The sequence below is a fragment of the Sphingomonas sp. IC-56 genome (genome assembly GCF_021043375.1).
Taxonomy (GTDB): Bacteria; Pseudomonadota; Alphaproteobacteria; order Sphingomonadales; family Sphingomonadaceae; genus Sphingomonas.
The window spans coordinates 88,799-104,452 of the sequence record NZ_JAJNDV010000001.1; the positions used below are offsets into that span (position 1 = coordinate 88,799).

The following is a 15,654-nucleotide window of genomic DNA, read 5'->3' on the forward strand; positions in this document are numbered from 1 at the left end:
TCCCGTGTAGGCCCAAGCCCGCATGGCTCGCACCGCACCTCGATGGCTCGCCCATCCGTCTCGCTTCGCGGCGCTCGACCGTCGCCGGGCGCGGCTCGGCCTCGTCCTGCTCGTGCTGCTGCTGCTCGCGTCGCTGTCGGCGCTGTTCGCCGAGCAGCCGCCCTCGCTAATGCCAACCGCGCGGACCGACGCCGCCACCACCAGCGCCGCGACCATGCCGCAGGATTCCGACCTGATCCTGTACCAAAAGATCGTCACCGGAATCCGCAACGGCGCCGGCGATTATTACACCGTTGCCACCGACGCGTTGCGCGCCGGGCGCTACCCGCTGCGCCCCTTCATCACCGTGCGCATGCCCGCGCTTGCCACCGTCCAGGCCGCCCTTCCCAATTGGGCGCCACCGCTGCTGCTGATGCTGCTCGCCGTGGTCACCGCCACCGCTTGGGCGCTGCGCCTCGGTCAGGCGCTTCCCGGACTGCTGCCGCGCGTGGTGGCCGGCATGTTGCTGCTGGGATCGATGCTCGCCTTTCTCCAGGCGACGCTCTGGCCTTTCCACGAGATCTGGGCCGGGCTGCTGGTCGCGCTGTCGCTCGCGCTCCGACGTCCGGGCCGCTGGGTGGAACCCGCAGCACTAGCGCTGGCCGCCATGCTGATCCGCGAGACCGCCGCGCTCTATGCCGTCATCATGGCCGTGCTCGCCTGGCGTGAAGGCGCGCGTACCGAAGCGCGCGGCTGGGTCGCCGCCTTGCTGCTGTTCGCCGTCGCGCTTGCCGCCCATGCCTATGCCGTCACCGGCGCAACCGGCCCGCTCGACCCGACGTCGCAGGGCTGGAGCGGGCTGCTCGGCATCGGCTTCTATGTAAAGGCCGTCAGCCTTTCCACCGTGCTGCAATTGCTGCCGCTGTGGATGGGCGCCCTGCTGGTCGGCTTTGCGCTGTTCGGCTGGGCCAGCTGGGACGATCCGCTGGCCCTCCGCGTGCTGCTGACGCTGCTCGGCTATGGCGCAGTGATCGCGCTGTTCGCGCGGGCGGACAATTTCTACTGGGCGCTGATGGTGGCGCCGGTGTTTCTCGTCGGGCTGGTGTTCGTACCCGATGGGGTGCGCGATCTCGTTACGCGGGCGCTCGACAAACGCCGCATAACGGTGACAAGGGTGACGCGATGAAGCGTATCCTGCTGATCGTCGGCGGCGGCATCGCTGCCTACAAGGCGTGCGAGTTCGTGCGCCTGTGCCGAAAGGCGGGCATTTCGGTGAAGTGCGTGCTGACCGACGGTGCGCAGCATTTCGTCACGCCCATGACGCTCGCGGCGCTGTCCGAAAACCAGGTCTATACCACCTTGTGGGATCTGAAGGACGAAACCGAGATGGGCCATATCCAGCTCAGCCGAGAGGCGGATGTGATCGTGGTCGCCCCCGCCACCGCCGATCTGCTGGCCAAGATGACGGCAGGCATCGCCGACGATCTCGCCACCACGCTGCTGCTCGCCACCGACAAACCCGTGGTCGCGGCGCCGGCGATGAACGTGCGCATGTGGCTGCACCCGGCCACGCAGCGCAACGTGACGCAGCTTCGTTCCGATGGCGTAACGGTCCTTAATCCTGACGAAGGATCAATGGCTTGCGGCGAATACGGCCCCGGCCGCCTTCCCGAACCGGCCGCGATCCTCGATCATCTGCACAACCATTTCCGCGTCGACAAGATACTGGCCAACCGCCACATCCTCGTCACCGCCGGCCCCACCCATGAGCCCATCGACCCGGTCCGCTACATCGCCAATCGCTCCTCTGGCAAACAAGGCTTCGCCATCGCCGCAGCCCTCGCCAATCTCGGCGCCCGCGTAACTCTGGTCAGCGGTCCAGTGACCCTGCCCACCCCTCCCGGCGTAACCCGCATCGACATCGAAACCGCGCAGGAAATGGCCAACGCGGTTGCCACCGCTCTCCCCGCCGACGCCGCCGTCATGGTCGCCGCCGTCGGCGACTGGCGCGCCGAAACCGCGGAGCAGAAGCTCAAGAAAGGCGAGACCGCGCCCACGCTCCATCTGTCCGAAAACCCCGACATCCTCGCCCTCCTCTCCGCCAGCCCGCGCCGCCCCAAGCTGGTGGTCGGCTTCGCTGCCGAGACGGAACGGGTGATCGAGCACGCCACTGCCAAGCGCCTGCGCAAGGGCGCAGACTGGATCGTCGCCAACGACGTCTCGGGCGATGTGATGGGCGGCAGCGATAACATGGTGCACCTCGTCACCGCCGACGGCGTCGAGGATTGGGAACGGATGCCCAAGGACCAGGTCGCGCATAAGCTGGCAGAGCGGATCGCCCATGCGCTTTAGCCTCGCCCTGCTTCCGCTCCTCCTGGCCGGCTGCGCTACCTCACAGCACGACCCGCGCCCGAGCGCTAGGCTGCATGCCGAGACGTTCGGCCCCAAGCGCGGCGCCGACGTCCGCACCCTGATTGTCGTACTGCACGGCGACGCAGCGCCCAACCATTACGGCTTCGCCAAGGCTGCTGCCGGCGCGATCCCCGACGCCGCCGCCATCGCGATCCTGCGCCCCGGCTATGCCGACGAAACGGGCCGCAGGTCCCCCGGCGACTCTGGCGCGGCAGGCGACAATTACACCCCCGACCGCATTGCAGCGGTAGGCGATGCCATCCAGGCGCTGCACGCCCGTTACCCGCGTGCGCAGACGATCGTTGTCGGCGATGCAGGCGGCGCTGCCGTTGCCGCCAACCTGGCCGGCGTGCGGCCCTCGCTGATCAGCGGCATGGTGCTGGTCGGCTGCCCCTGCACGCTCAGCGAATGGCGCCAGCAGATGCAGGCCTCCCCCGCGACCACCGCCAGCCTGGATCCGCTCAAGACCGCCGGCGGCATCCAACCTAGCCTGCGCGCTGCGGTGCTGGTGGGCGCCGATGATAAGATCACGCCCGTCGCCTTCTCGCGTGCTTATGCCGAGGCACTGACGCTGCGCGGCGTCGCCACCGACTATCGCATTCTTCCTGGCCGCGGGCACGAGTTGCTGGACGATCCCGAAGTGCTTGCAGCAACGCAGCGGCTTGCCGCGGCCCTGCCCAGGAAAGGCTGACATGCTCACCCCGATCCGCATTGCTCTTCAGCGCCTGCCGCATGGCGAGGCTCTGCCGCTCCCCGCCTATGCCACGGCGGGCGCCGCGGGTATGGATATCGTGTCGGCCGAGGATCTGGTGCTTGCCGCGGGCAGCCGCCACGCCGTCGCGACCGGCTTCGCCATGGCCATACCGCAAGGGTACGAGGTTCAGGTCCGCCCCCGCTCCGGCTTGGCGCTGAAGCACGGCATCACGTGCCTGAACACGCCCGGCACGATCGACAGCGACTATCGCGGCGAAGTGAAGGTAATCCTCGCCAACCTCGGCGACCGCGACTTCGCGATCGCGCGTGGTGACCGCATCGCACAATTGGTCCCCGCTCGGGTACAGCGCGCCGACCTTGTCGAAGTCGCCGCAATGGACGAGACCGCGCGCGGCAGCGGCGGCTTCGGGTCGACCGGCACATGATCCTCGCCTTGCTCGTTCTTGCCGCGGCGCAGGCCGTGACGTTGCAATGGGACACGCTTCCCGCGCTGCCCTACCGCGCCGCGCCGCAAATCACGCCAGACATGAGCAGCTTCGTTCAGCGTGAAGCAGTCAGCCGCAAATGTCCGCGTCCGCAGGCAAGCGCGATCACCGTGGAAGTCGCGGTGCTGGTCGACCAGCGGGGCGGCATCCGGACCACCGTTCCACGCGCGATCGGCTGCCCCACGGTCGAACAATATGCCGCAGCCCTGATCGCCGGCTTCGCCCTCAACAATCTGCTGCCGCGTACGGGCACCGGCGAGCAGTGGTACCGCACCGCAGTCACCTTCACTTGGCCGGCGTGACGCTCACCGACACGGAGCTGGAGCGCTATGCGCGCCACATCGTGCTCCGGGAAATCGGCGGCGCGGGGCAGGCTAAGTTGCGCGGTTCGCACGTCGTCGTGATCGGCGCGGGTGGCATCGGCTCACCGGCAATCCAGTATCTCGCAGCAGCGGGGATCGGCACGCTGACGCTCGTGGACGATGACCAGGTCGATCTCTCCAACCTCCAGCGGCAGACGATCTTCGGGACGCAGGATATTGGCACCGCCAAGGTGAACGCCGCCGCAAGCGCGGTCGCCCGGCTGAACCTCGCGGTTCAGGTCCGCACCATTCACCAACGTATCGACGCCGAGCAAGCCGCCGACCTGCTTGTCTCGGCACATGCGGTACTCGACGGCTCCGACAATTTTGCGACCCGCCTGGCCATAGCCGACGCAGCTCTGGCCAATCGGGTGCCTCTAATCTCCGCGGCAGTGGCTGAGTTCGAGGGGCAACTCGGCGTGTTCCGAGGGTGGGAAAGCGACAAGCCCTGCTACCGCTGCTTCGTGGGCGCCGATCCGGAACGCGCCGAAACCAGCTGCGCCGAACAAGGCGTACTCGGCGCACTGACCGGCGTGATGGGCAGCCTGGGCGCCCTGGAAGCGATCCGCGCCTGCTATCCGTTCGGTGAAGACAGCGCGGGCAAGCTCCTGCTCGTCGACGCGCTCGCCCTGCGGTTCCGCACCCTGAGTCTGCCCAAGGACCCCGGCTGCCCCTCCTGCGGCGCCCACTGAGCGCTAGACTTGGCATAACCCTTCGGCCACGAGTTCAGGCATGACTGACCATGCTCCGCGCGTTCTGGTGACCGGCTCGGCCGGCTTTATCGGTTTTCATACCTGTTCCCGCCTGCTCGACCGCGGTGCTACGGTGCTGGGGATCGACAATTTCAGTGCCTATTATGACGTATCGCTGAAGGAGCGGCGCACCGCGATTCTGGCGGACAAACCCGGGTTCTCGCTCGCGCGCATTTCGATCGAGGATCAGGCGGCGCTGGAGCGAGCTTGGACCACGTTCCAGCCGGACGTCGTCATCCACCTCGCTGCGCAAGCAGGCGTCCGCTATTCGATCGAAGAGCCGCGCGGGTATATCGGCGCGAACGTAATCGGCACCTTCAACCTGCTCGAACTGGCGCGCGACAATCCGGTGCGTCACTTCCTCGCGGCCTCCACAAGCTCAGTCTATGGCGCGAATACGCAGATGCCGTTCGAGGAAACGCAGCGGACGCAGACGCCGCTTAGCCTGTATGCCGCGACCAAGGGCGCAACGGAGCTGATCGGCCACAGCTACAGCCACCTGTTCGGCACGCCGATGACCTTTTTCCGCTTCTTCACAGTCTATGGGCCGTGGGGGCGCCCGGACATGGCGCTGTTCAAGTTCACCCGCGCGATCCTCGCCGGCGAACCGATCGACGTTTACAACAACGGCGCCATGGTCCGCGACTTCACTTACGTGGAGGATCTGGCAGATGCCATCATCGCTCTGGTGGCAGCAGTTCCGGGCAGCAGCCCGGTTGCGGGAGACAGCCTGTCACCGGTAGCGCCATTCCGCACGGTAAATATCGGCGCCGGCACCGCGACCCAGTTGATGGACTATATCGGCGAACTGGAACGTGCGTTGGGCAAGACAGCGATCAAGAACTTCCTACCGATGCAGCAGGGAGACGTCCCGGCCACCGAAGCCTCACCGGCCCTGCTGAAGCAACTCACCGGTGCCGCTCCGGCAACGCCTCCCAGTGTCGGTGTGCCGGCGTTCGTGAAATGGTATCTGGATCATTATCAATCTTGAAACCCTCCTCATGTGATGAGCGCCGTTGCGCTGCTATTCACACTGAGGACTTTGAATGAGCATCGAACTGCCGGCCCACGGGCTGAAGCTCCAGGCCCGCATCGAAACCGCGTCGGCGAAGATCGGCATTGTAGGCATGGGCTATGTCGGCCTTCCCCTGGCCGTCGCCTTTGGCGAGGCGGGCTGTCCCGTTCTCGCGTTCGACTTGGACGAGGCCAAGGTCGATGCGTTGAATGCTGGCCGCAGCTATATCAACCATGTCGATGGCGACCGCGTGCGTCTCTTGGCAGAACGCGGAAAGCTGGATGCGACGGCGGATCTTGAACGGCTGTCGGAAGCCGATGTGATCCTGATCTGCGTACCCACGCCGATCACGCGCCACCTTGAGCCCGACCTCAGATATGTCGAGGCGACGACCGCAGCCATCGCAAAGACGCTGCGCCGAGGCCAGTTGATCATCCTTGAGTCCACGACATATCCCGGCACCACGCGCGAAGTGATGCAGCCGATCCTGGAAGCCGGCGGCCTCAAGGCGGGCGCCGACTTCTTCCTCGCCTACTCCCCGGAGCGGGAGGACCCCGGAAATCCGAACTTCTCGACGACGCAGATCCCCAAGGTAGTGGGGGCGGACGATCCGCAATCGACGCATTTGGCGTTGGCGATGTACCGCCACGTCGTTCCTCAGACGATTGCCGTGTCCTCCGCTGCAACGGCAGAGGCCGTGAAGATCACCGAGAACGTGTTCCGCGCAGTCAACATCGCCTTGGTGAATGAGCTCAAGCTGATCTTCACCGCGATGAACATCGATGTGTGGGAAGTGATCGAAGCGGCAAAGTCGAAGCCTTTCGGGTTCATGCCCTTCTATCCCGGCCCCGGCCTTGGAGGGCACTGCATTCCCATCGACCCGTTCTATCTCACTTGGAAGGCGCGCGAGTATAACCAGCATACGCGGTTCATTGAGCTCGCCGGGCAGATCAACGCCGACATGCCCGCCCATGTGATCCGGGTGCTGGCCGACACGCTGGACGCGCGGTTTGGCCGCGGTTTGCGCGGCGCGCGCGTGCTGGTGCTCGGCGTCGCTTACAAGAAGAACGTGGACGACATCCGCGAAAGCCCAGCGCTTCGCCTGATGGAGATGATCGAGGCACGCGGCGCGCAGGCCGACTTCTTCGATCCGCACGTTGCCCAGATCAACGGCACCCGTGAGCACCCGACCCTGAACTATCGCTTGGGCGTCGCTTGGGATGCCGATGCGATCGCCGGCTATGATGCCGTGCTGATCGCTACGGACCATGACAGCGTCGACTATACCGAGCTTGTCACCTCGGCTGCGCTGGTCATCGACACCCGCAATGCCTGCGCCCGCGCTGGCGCATACAGCGAAAGAGTGGTGCGCGCGTAACGCCGCCGCAGGGGGCGTGCTACGCGCGCTCCTTTCAGCGCATCGTATCGATGAACGACCGGATGGCCGGCGCAAGCTCTTCCCGCTCCAGCGCGACGGCGATGTTAGCCTGGATGAACCCGGCCTTGTCGCCGCAGTCGTACCGCGTGCCCTGGAACGTGACGCCGTGGAACGGCTGGTTGCCGATCATGCGCGCCATGGCGTCGGTCAGCTGGATCTCGCCGCCGGCGCCGATCTCCTGCCCTTCCAGCACGCGCATCACTTCGGGCTGAAGGATGTAGCGACCGATCACCGACAGGTTGGACGGGGCCGTGCCAGGCTTGGGCTTTTCCACCAGCCCGTTCACCTGAGTGAGCGCGCCGTCCTGGGCACCTGGGGTGATGATGCCATAGCGGTGCGTCTGGTCGTCCGGCACCACTTCAGCGCAGAGCAGATTGCCGCCCACCTTGTTATAGGCCTCGACCATCTGCTTCAGGCAGCCGGGCTTCCCCAGCATGAAGTCGTCGGCCAGCAGCACGGCAAAGGGCTCGTCACCGACAATGTCGCGCGCGCACCACACGGCGTGGCCAAGACCCATCGGCTCCTGCTGACGGACATAGGCGATCGCGCCCGGCTTCAGCCGCGTCGCGTCGAGCACCTCGAGCGACTTGCCGCGCTCGTTCATCGTCGCCTCAAGCTCGAAGGCGATATCGAAGTGATCCTCGATCGCATGCTTGCCGCGGCCGGTGACGAAGATCATCTGCTCGATGCCCGCCTCCATCGCCTCTTCGACGGCATATTGGATCAGCGGGCGATCCACGACCGGCAGCATCTCCTTGGGCATCGCCTTGGTCGCAGGAAGGAACCGGGTGCCGAGGCCGCCTACGGGGAACACGGCCTTGCGCAACGGCTTGATCATCAACGTCTCCACTCTGGGTCGCCCGCGGGCAGATCGACGCCTTCCCCAAAGAGGATCCAACCGTCAACCGGGGCATCAGCTTCATCAGGAATATAGAAGCCGGTGGAGCTAATACGCATGTGGAACGTTACGGCTCCAACACATCGACAAAAAAGGGGGATGGGCATGAGCCTGACGGAGCCTAATCGCATTCTGGTGACCGGTGGTGCCGGCTTTATCGGTTCACACCTGTGCAGCCGCTTGCTGATGCGAGGCTGCGAGGTGCTGTGCGTGGATAATTTCTACACGGGCCGCCGCGAGAATATCGAGCATCTGCTCGGCTCACCGAAATTCGAGCTGCTGCGCCACGACGTGAACTTCCCGCTCTATGTGGAGGTCGACCGCATCTTCAATCTCGCCTGCCCCGCCTCGCCCGTGCATTACCAGGCAGATCCGGTGCAGACGACCAAGACCAGCGTCATGGGCGCGATCAACATGCTAGGCCTCGCCAAGCGCGTGAAGGCGCCGATCCTTCAGGCCTCCACCAGCGAAGTCTATGGCGATCCCGCGGTGCATCCGCAGCCGGAAAGCTATTGGGGCAATGTGAATCCGATCGGCCCGCGCTCCTGCTATGACGAGGGCAAGCGCTGCGCCGAGACCCTGTTCTTCGACTATAACCGCCAGCACAAGCTCCAGACCAAGGTCATCCGGATCTTCAACACTTATGGTCCGCGCATGCATCCCGGCGACGGCCGCGTGGTGTCCAACTTCATCGTCCAGGCACTGACCGGCGAGCCAATCACCATCTATGGCGATGGCAGCCAGACCCGCTCCTTCTGCTATGTCGACGATCTGGTCGACGGCATCATCGCGATGATGGACACGCCCGCCGATATGATCGGGCCCGTGAATCTCGGCAATCCGGGCGAGTTCACCATGCTGGAGCTGGCCGAGCTGGTGCGCGAGCTGGTCGGATCGAGCGTCGAGATCATCCACAAGCCGCTTCCCGCGGACGACCCCAAGCAGCGCAAGCCGATCATCGACCAGGCGAAGCAGCTGCTCGGCTGGGAGCCGAAGGTACAGCTGCGCGAAGGGCTGACTCGCACCATCGAGTATTTCGACGGCACGCTGCAGACTCGCTCGCTGAACTTCGCACGCAATATGCGCATGGCCAGCTGATCGCCTTACCCCGTCTTAAGCTTGATCGTTTAGGACGGGGTCCATGGCTGCACCCAGGGTTCTTCTCGTCTTCGGCACCCGGCCCGAAGCAATCAAGCTCTTCCCCGTCGTTCGCGCGCTCCAGGCACATGGCGGCATGGAGGTGCGTACCTGTGTCACCGCGCAGCACCGGGGGCTGCTGGACCAGGTGCTGGCGATCGCCGGGCTGACGCCCGATATCGACCTCGACATCATGACGCCGGGGCAGTCGCTCGACCAATTGACCGCCCGGCTATTGATCGGCCTGGGCGGGGTCCTCGATCGCGAGAAGCCCGACCGCGTCCTGGTTCAGGGTGACACCTCCACCGCGATGGTCGGCGCGCTTGCTGCTTATTACCGCAAGATCCCGGTGAGCCATGTCGAGGCCGGGCTTCGCTCCGGCGACATCTTCCAGCCCTGGCCCGAGGAAGTGAATCGCCGCATCGTGGCGCCGATTGCCGACCAGCACTTCGCCCCCACCCAGACAGCGGCCGACGCGTTGCTGCGCGAGAATATTGCCCCTGCCACAGTGCATGTGACCGGCAACACCGTCATCGACGCGCTTCACCTCACGCGCGCGCGGATCGAGGGAGATGCGTCGCTGGCTTCGGGTCTCGACCCCATCTTTGCACGATTCGCCGGCAAGCGGATCATCCTGGTGACCACGCACCGGCGGGAGAATTTCGGCGGCGGCATGGCCGGCATCGCTCGAGCGCTGCGCCGCGTGGCCGAACGGGAGGATGTCGCCATCCTATTCCCGATCCACCCGAACCCCAATGTCGTCTCGGTCATGGACCAGGTACTCGGGGACAGGCCGAACATCGCGCGCATCGATCCGCTCGATTATCCGCATTTTATCCGCGCGCTGGACATGGCGCACCTTGTGCTGTCCGACTCCGGCGGCGTGCAGGAGGAAGCACCTGCCTTGGGCAAGCCGGTGCTGGTGATGCGGGAAACCACCGAGCGGCCCGAGGGCATCGCCGCCGGCACCGCCAGGCTGGTCGGCACCGATCCCGACCGGATCATTTCCGAAATCTCAACCCTCCTCGACGTACCTGAACGCTATTCGGCCATGGCCCGCGCCCACAATCCGTTTGGGGAGGGCCATGCTGCCAGGCGGATTGCGGGGATCGTCGCACATGATTTCGGACTCTGAACTAAACGTCTGCGTCCTCGGACTCGGCTATATCGGCCTGCCGACGGCGGCGGTGATTGCCCGCACCGGGGCCAAGGTGGTCGGCGTCGATGTCCATGCGCACGTCGTCGAAACCGTGAATTCCGGCAAAGTCCATATCGAAGAGATCGATCTGGATGGCCTCGTCTCGGGTGTCGTCGCACGCGGAAACCTGCGCGCTTCGCTCGAGATCGTGCCGGCAGACGTGTTCGTGATCGCCGTGCCCACGCCCTTTGGCGATAATCACGCCCCGGATATTGGCCATGTGCTGAAAGCCGCGACCAACGTGGCTATCGTGCTCAAAGCCGGCGACGTGGTCATCCTGGAGTCCACCTCCCCTGTCGGCACGACCGAGAAGGTCGCGCAACTCCTGGCGCAGCTTCGACCCGACCTGAAGATCCCAGGGCATTGCACCGGTGCCGCCGACGTTGCCGTGGCGTATTGCCCAGAACGCGTCCTGCCCGGCAGGATCCTCGTCGAACTGATCGACAATGATCGGGTGATCGGCGGCATGACACCGCGGTGCGCGCGGAAAGCGCTGCAATTCTATCGCCGCTTCGTGCGTGGCGCCTGCGTGACCACATCGGCCAAGGCAGCCGAAATGACGAAGCTCAGCGAAAACGCGTTTCGCGATGTCAATATCGCCTTTGCCAACGAGCTTTCGCTGGTGGCCGAGAAGATGGGCGTGGATGTCTGGGAAGTCATCCGCCTCGCCAACCGTCACCCCCGTGTGAACATCCTGTCACCAGGGCCTGGCGTCGGCGGCCACTGCATCGCGGTGGACCCATGGTTCCTCGTCAGTGCGGCACCCGACAAGACACCGCTGATCCGCACCGCGCGCGAAGTGAATGACGGCAAGATCGAGCATGTCGTCGATCATGCCTGTGCGCTGGTCGACGCCGATCCACGCGCGCGAGTCGCTTGCCTGGGATTGGCATTCAAGGCGAACATCGACGACTTCCGCGAAAGCCCAGCCCTGAAGGTCGCAAGCGCATTGGCCGGTCGCTACGCCGAACGAGTCGCGATCGTGGAGCCCTATGCGCGCGAACTGCCGGCAAAGCTGCAAACGAGCGGCGCACAGTTGATCGACATCGATTCGGCGCTGGAGGTCTGCGACATCCTGATCGTGCTGGTCGACCATGATGTGTTTCGCTCAATCCCGGTCGACGAACGCGCCGACAAGCAGGTCTATGACACACGCGGCATCTGGCAGGATCAACCCCGCCCCACCGCCCGCGAGCCGTTGCGGCTCGCCAGCTGAGCCCAGCCTAGTTCCGGATCAGCAGCGCCTGCCAATTACCATCAAGTGGGCGCTCGCGCTCGGCCAACATCGCGGGCACTATCGGCCGTTCGCCACGCGCCGCGATCTTCCCGATCTCCGCCTCTAGTGTCGCGACTCGGTCCCGCCAATGCGGGTGCGATCGCGTGCGGAAGATACCCCCCGCCTTGCTCGGGCCGAATGCCTTCCAAAACGCGATCGACACCTTGAGGTCGTAACCAGCATTGGCAAGCAGATAGGCTGAAAGTAGATCGGCCTGGATCTCCGTTTGACGGAAATACTTCACGTTGCCGCCGAAGCCGGAAAGCAGTCCAAAATCAACGCCCCTCGCATCGAGCCGATCGCGATGACGCAAGATGTTGTGGGACAATTCATGCGCGATTGCCGCTGCGACGTTCTGTTCAGGATAGGCATCGAAGAACGCTGAGCTGATCTGCACCATACTGCCATCGGCGGAGGCGCGAAAGTCGCTGGCCAGGCGAAGCTCGAAGCGAGACTTGCAGATCGGCACGGGGTACACCGTGAAGCGGAGAGGCTTGCCATCGCGAATCGCTTCAACTTCAATCGGTCCATCCTGCGGCAAGGCCCCAACCGCAAGCTGTGACGCCACCAGCCGATCGGTAGTGCCAGGCGCACCGTTCAAACCAGCGAACGTCACAGTGCCGACGCGGACCAACGAATCATCTTCCCGCAGCCCCGCACGATCCGCAGGGCTCCCGGGAACCACCCCTTCAACCGCTACGTCGCTCGCGAATTTGAAATGGGTCTTCGCGGCCGCGCGAACGCCGCCCTCGAATTGGTCGAGCGTATGAAGCTGCAGACCCAGTCCAGCTTCGCGCCTGTCACACAGCGCGACATTGCTGAGCGCCAGCCGCCAGCCGATCCTCGCCAGCTGCATGTCGGCCTGTCGCGCCGCCTCCAATGCGTCCGCCATCTGCTGTGGAGCGACCACAGGCACCGCGACCTCAGCCTTTCCAGGCGGAGCAAGGGGAAGGGGCAGTGGCGCGAATAGGATCAAGGGTAGCATTGGCCGGCTGTACTACGCCCATCGCCGCTTCCGCTACGAGTAAAGCGGACCTGCAGAGACAACCAAGCACCGCCTAAATCAGACATCTTCCGTTAAGCCTCTTGGCGCTAATGCTGCACTGCGTTATAGGCATAACGCCTGTGATGCTGGTCTTCGTTCCTGAACTTGCGTTCTGTGCGCCTGGACCAGTGTTGCGCCTAAGTCACGGCAGGCTAATTCTTGGTTGGCTTGGGAAACAGAGGTGTTGTTGTTTGAGAAGGCCTATGTCATAGGCGGCTCGAACGAGAGCACCGGAGCTCTAAGAGGGAGTAGAATCATGTTTACTAAGCTTCTCACGGCAGCTGCCGTCGCTACGCTGGCAGCAGCACCCGTCATGGCCGCTCCGGCTGCCAAGCTTTCGCTGTCGCGCGCTTCGACCGCGGGCGAGAAGGAAAGCAACGTTGCTTCCGCAGCCATCATCGGCGTGATCGCCACCGTGGCGATTGTTGCAGGTGCGGTTGTCGTAGCTGACAACGGCGACGACGACTCCGACAGCAACTAAGCGCTCGGACACATCGAGTTTATGAGTGGCGGCCTAACGGCCGCCACTTTTCGTTTAAGCACCTTGCGCACCATATAGATGGTCATGACGCATCGACAGATCGCGGTCCTTGTTACAGATGCTTAAAAAACTATTCTCCCGACGCCTTTCGTCGACAAAGGCGCCACAAGCCTCCCTTCCTGCAGGCGAGCGCCTTTACGCAATCGGCGATATCCACGGTCGGCTCGACCTGCTTCAGCAGTTGATCCGTACCATCGAGGAAGACGATGCGGCACGCGCGCCGATGGACTCGACGATCCTGTTCCTGGGAGACCTGGTAGACCGGGGGCCGGAGTCGGCGCAGGTCGTAAGCTATCTCCTAGGCCTGAAGCAGCGGCGCGCGCCTGAGCGTACCCGCTTTTTGCTCGGCAACCATGAGGAGGTCTTCCTGGCGGCCGCAGCGGGCGATGAAAAGGCGCTGCGCTTCTTCACCAAAATTGGCGGGCGCGAGACGATCCTGAGCTATGGCATCTCGGAGGAGCGCTATGGCGCGCTCGACTATCCCGAACTGCTGACGGAGTTCCAAGCGCGCGTTCCGGTTGAACACCGGGCGTTCATCACCTCCTTTGACGATATCATCGTGCTGGGTGATTACGCCTTTGTGCACGCCGGCATCCGCTCGACCGAGCCGCTTGCCGCGCAGCGGCCAAAGGACCTACGCTGGATTCGCGAAGGTTTCCTGGACGTCACAGCGCCTTTTGAAAAAGTGATCGTGCATGGTCACACCATCGTGCCGGATGTCGAAGAACTCCCAAACCGTATTGCCCTCGACACCGGTGCCTATCGCTCCGGCAAGCTTACCGCGATGGGATTTGAAGGCAGCCAGCGCTGGGTCTTGAGCGCGGTACAAAAATGAAGAGCCGCCGCTTCGCAGCGGCGGCTCTCCAAGCCATTCTGAAGTAACCTACGTCTTATTGGCCTGCCGGTGCTCCAGCACCGGGAGCTGCGCCAGGCGCGCCCTGCTGCTGCTGCTGCATCATCTGCTGCATCATCATCTGCTGGATCACAGCGGCCGGCACCAGATCGCTCATCTGAACGTCGAAGATCAGCACCTTGTCCGCCAGTTCGCTGCCAGGGCCCTGCGCACCGGCTTCGGCGCCATAACCAAGGCTGGGCGGCAACCAGAAGCGATAATGCGAGCCCTTGCGCATCAGCTTCACACCCTCGGTGAAACCGGGGATCATAGGCTGCCCGACCTGGAAGCGCATTGGTGCGCTCGGCTGGAACTCGCTGCCGTCGCGCAGATTGCCACGGATGGTCAGCGACACGCCGTCCTGGTCCGCCGGCGTAGGGCCGGTACCTGCCTTCAGCACCTGATACTGAAGACCCGATGCAGTGGTGCGAACGCCAGCCTGGTTCTTGTTCCAGGCGAGGAACTGCTCATTGCTGCCCCTGGCAACCACCTGCTCCCGGGTACCGACCCAGGCAAGGCCGGCTGCCAGCAACACGGCGGCGAGCACGCCGATCCACAGCCAAACCTTGTAAGCACGCTTGACGGGCTGGAGCGGAACGGCGGTCACCGACATGAGTCATTTCCTCAACACGGCGTCCGCCGCTCAACTTCATCACATTACCCGCTGGCTCCTTATGGGGACCGCGGGAACGCGCAACGATGTTACCGTGCGCTGTCGCGCTCGACGCGCTTGCGCTCGAGCTTGCGCGCGCGGCGCACAGCTGCTGCACGCTCGCGTGCACGCTTTTCGCTGGGCTTCTCGTAGTGACGGCGCAGCTTCATCTCGCGATAGACGCCTTCACGCTGCAGCTTCTTCTTGAGCGCCCGCAGCGCCTGGTCGACATTGTTGTCGCGAACGATGATTTGCATGAGGCCGTACAGCTCCGATCTTAACCAATAGCAAGGGTCGCCGGAACCTTGGCCCCGGCGTCGTGGGCGGGCAAGTAACAGCACCCGCTGTTGTTTTCAAGAAAAGACTGGCGCAATCGAGCCCATCTCCAGCGATCTCTGCCCTCTGACGCAGGTCGGCGCAGCCGCGCCGGCCCGTGACGAGATCAGGCGATCATGCCGCCGCCACGGATCGCCAGCACACGCCCGATCGAGTCGAACAGCGCGTCCATGGCAACCGGCTTGAACAGGATGTCGTCGGCGCCCAGCGCGATGCAACGATCCCACAGATCCGGCGCAGTGTCTGCCGTCACGACGATGATCGGGAGTTCGGCCTTGGCATCGGGGCGCCCCCGGATACGGCGAATCGTCTCAAACCCATCAATGCCGGGCATGCGCAGGTCGACCAGCACCACGTCAAAGGTTTCGGCGTCGATCATGCCGAGTCCCTCCTCGGCCCAGCTCGCTTCGGCCATGGTAGCGCCGGCCACGTCGAGCATGTCCTTCACGACGCGACGGTTCATAGGATCATCCTCGATGAAAAGGATGTTCATTGGCAGGCGACAGCGGGTGAAGCGTTCAC

Annotated in this window: 18 protein-coding genes; 13 read left to right on the top strand and 5 right to left on the bottom strand. The window is 64.2% G+C overall.

The window, feature by feature from the left end; translation table 11 throughout:
• Positions 1–22 precede the first annotated feature (22 nt).
• From LQ953_RS00475 to LQ953_RS00510, 8 genes are read left to right on the top strand one after another with little or no spacing between them, the layout of a single operon-like run.
• Positions 23–1,165 (top strand): hypothetical protein, encoded by a 1,143-nt coding sequence (locus tag LQ953_RS00475; protein ID WP_231028498.1) that lies wholly within the window; start codon positions 23–25, stop codon positions 1,163–1,165.
• Complete coding sequence (gene coaBC, locus LQ953_RS00480; protein WP_231028499.1) at positions 1,162–2,331, top strand: bifunctional phosphopantothenoylcysteine decarboxylase/phosphopantothenate--cysteine ligase CoaBC; 1,170 nt, start codon at positions 1,162–1,164, stop codon at positions 2,329–2,331. The genes LQ953_RS00475 and coaBC overlap by 4 nt, the downstream gene beginning before the upstream one ends.
• Positions 2,321–3,082, top strand: a complete 762-nt coding sequence (locus tag LQ953_RS00485) for a hypothetical protein (RefSeq protein ID WP_231028500.1) — start codon at positions 2,321–2,323, stop codon at positions 3,080–3,082. Before coaBC ends, LQ953_RS00485 begins: the two co-directional genes overlap by 11 nt.
• 1 nt (position 3,083) lies before the next feature.
• Positions 3,084–3,530, top strand: coding sequence for a dUTP diphosphatase (gene dut, locus LQ953_RS00490; RefSeq protein WP_231028501.1), 447 nt, complete (start codon positions 3,084–3,086; stop codon positions 3,528–3,530).
• Positions 3,527–3,892: a hypothetical protein gene (locus LQ953_RS00495; RefSeq protein WP_231028502.1), complete on the top strand. Its 366-nt coding sequence runs from the start codon at positions 3,527–3,529 to the stop codon at positions 3,890–3,892. The genes dut and LQ953_RS00495 overlap by 4 nt, the downstream gene beginning before the upstream one ends.
• Positions 3,889–4,644 carry a HesA/MoeB/ThiF family protein gene (locus LQ953_RS00500; RefSeq protein ID WP_231028503.1) on the top strand — a complete coding sequence of 252 codons (756 nt, stop codon included), beginning with the start codon at positions 3,889–3,891 and terminating at the stop codon, positions 4,642–4,644. The genes LQ953_RS00495 and LQ953_RS00500 overlap by 4 nt, the downstream gene beginning before the upstream one ends.
• A 40-nt stretch (positions 4,645–4,684) precedes the next feature.
• Positions 4,685–5,695 (top strand): NAD-dependent epimerase/dehydratase family protein, encoded by a 1,011-nt coding sequence (locus tag LQ953_RS00505; RefSeq protein ID WP_231028504.1) that lies wholly within the window; start codon positions 4,685–4,687, stop codon positions 5,693–5,695.
• 55 nt (positions 5,696–5,750) lie between these two features.
• Complete coding sequence (locus LQ953_RS00510; protein WP_231028505.1) at positions 5,751–7,097, top strand: nucleotide sugar dehydrogenase; 1,347 nt, start codon at positions 5,751–5,753, stop codon at positions 7,095–7,097.
• 34 nt (positions 7,098–7,131) lie between these two features.
• On the opposite strand, the gene galU is transcribed toward LQ953_RS00510, so the two are convergent.
• Positions 7,132–7,998: a UTP--glucose-1-phosphate uridylyltransferase GalU gene (gene galU / locus LQ953_RS00515; protein ID WP_231029212.1), complete on the bottom strand. Its 867-nt coding sequence runs from the start codon at positions 7,996–7,998 to the stop codon at positions 7,132–7,134.
• Between the two features lie 162 nt (positions 7,999–8,160).
• On the opposite strand from galU, the gene LQ953_RS00520 reads away from it, so the two are divergent.
• Genes LQ953_RS00520 through wecC form a run of 3 tightly spaced genes read left to right on the top strand, consistent with a single transcriptional unit; the run spans position 8,161 to position 11,606 of the window.
• On the top strand, positions 8,161–9,153 hold the full coding sequence (locus LQ953_RS00520; RefSeq protein ID WP_231028506.1) for a UDP-glucuronic acid decarboxylase family protein: 993 nt from the start codon (positions 8,161–8,163) through the stop codon (positions 9,151–9,153).
• A gap of 43 nt (positions 9,154–9,196) precedes the next feature.
• Complete coding sequence (gene wecB / locus LQ953_RS00525; RefSeq protein ID WP_231028507.1) at positions 9,197–10,327, top strand: non-hydrolyzing UDP-N-acetylglucosamine 2-epimerase; 1,131 nt, start codon at positions 9,197–9,199, stop codon at positions 10,325–10,327.
• Complete coding sequence (gene wecC / locus LQ953_RS00530) at positions 10,311–11,606, top strand: UDP-N-acetyl-D-mannosamine dehydrogenase (RefSeq protein ID WP_231028508.1); 1,296 nt, start codon at positions 10,311–10,313, stop codon at positions 11,604–11,606. The genes wecB and wecC overlap by 17 nt, the downstream gene beginning before the upstream one ends.
• Before the next feature lie 7 nt (positions 11,607–11,613).
• On the opposite strand, the gene LQ953_RS00535 is transcribed toward wecC, so the two are convergent.
• Positions 11,614–12,558, bottom strand: coding sequence for a M48 family metallopeptidase (locus LQ953_RS00535; RefSeq protein ID WP_231028509.1), 945 nt, complete (start codon positions 12,556–12,558; stop codon positions 11,614–11,616).
• Positions 12,559–12,967: 409 nt separating this feature from the next.
• On the opposite strand from LQ953_RS00535, the gene LQ953_RS00540 reads away from it, so the two are divergent.
• Both LQ953_RS00540 and LQ953_RS00545 read left to right on the top strand, forming a co-directional pair.
• Positions 12,968–13,192 (top strand): hypothetical protein, encoded by a 225-nt coding sequence (locus tag LQ953_RS00540; RefSeq protein ID WP_231028510.1) that lies wholly within the window; start codon positions 12,968–12,970, stop codon positions 13,190–13,192.
• Between the two features lie 118 nt (positions 13,193–13,310).
• Entirely contained in the window at positions 13,311–14,087 is a 777-nt protein-coding gene (locus tag LQ953_RS00545; RefSeq protein ID WP_231029213.1) for a metallophosphoesterase family protein, read from the top strand.
• Between the two features lie 55 nt (positions 14,088–14,142).
• On the opposite strand, the gene LQ953_RS00550 is transcribed toward LQ953_RS00545, so the two are convergent.
• The 3 genes from LQ953_RS00550 to LQ953_RS00560 all read right to left on the bottom strand — a co-directional run bounded on the left by LQ953_RS00550 (position 14,143) and on the right by LQ953_RS00560 (position 15,625).
• Positions 14,143–14,757: an FKBP-type peptidyl-prolyl cis-trans isomerase gene (locus tag LQ953_RS00550; RefSeq protein WP_231028511.1), complete on the bottom strand. Its 615-nt coding sequence runs from the start codon at positions 14,755–14,757 to the stop codon at positions 14,143–14,145.
• An 89-nt stretch (positions 14,758–14,846) separates the two neighbouring features.
• Positions 14,847–15,053, bottom strand: a complete 207-nt coding sequence (gene rpsU / locus LQ953_RS00555; RefSeq protein WP_019368605.1) for a 30S ribosomal protein S21 — start codon at positions 15,051–15,053, stop codon at positions 14,847–14,849.
• 185 nt (positions 15,054–15,238) lie between these two features.
• Positions 15,239–15,625 carry a response regulator gene (locus LQ953_RS00560; RefSeq protein WP_231028512.1) on the bottom strand — a complete coding sequence of 129 codons (387 nt, stop codon included), beginning with the start codon at positions 15,623–15,625 and terminating at the stop codon, positions 15,239–15,241.
• Positions 15,626–15,654: the final 29 nt, after the last annotated feature.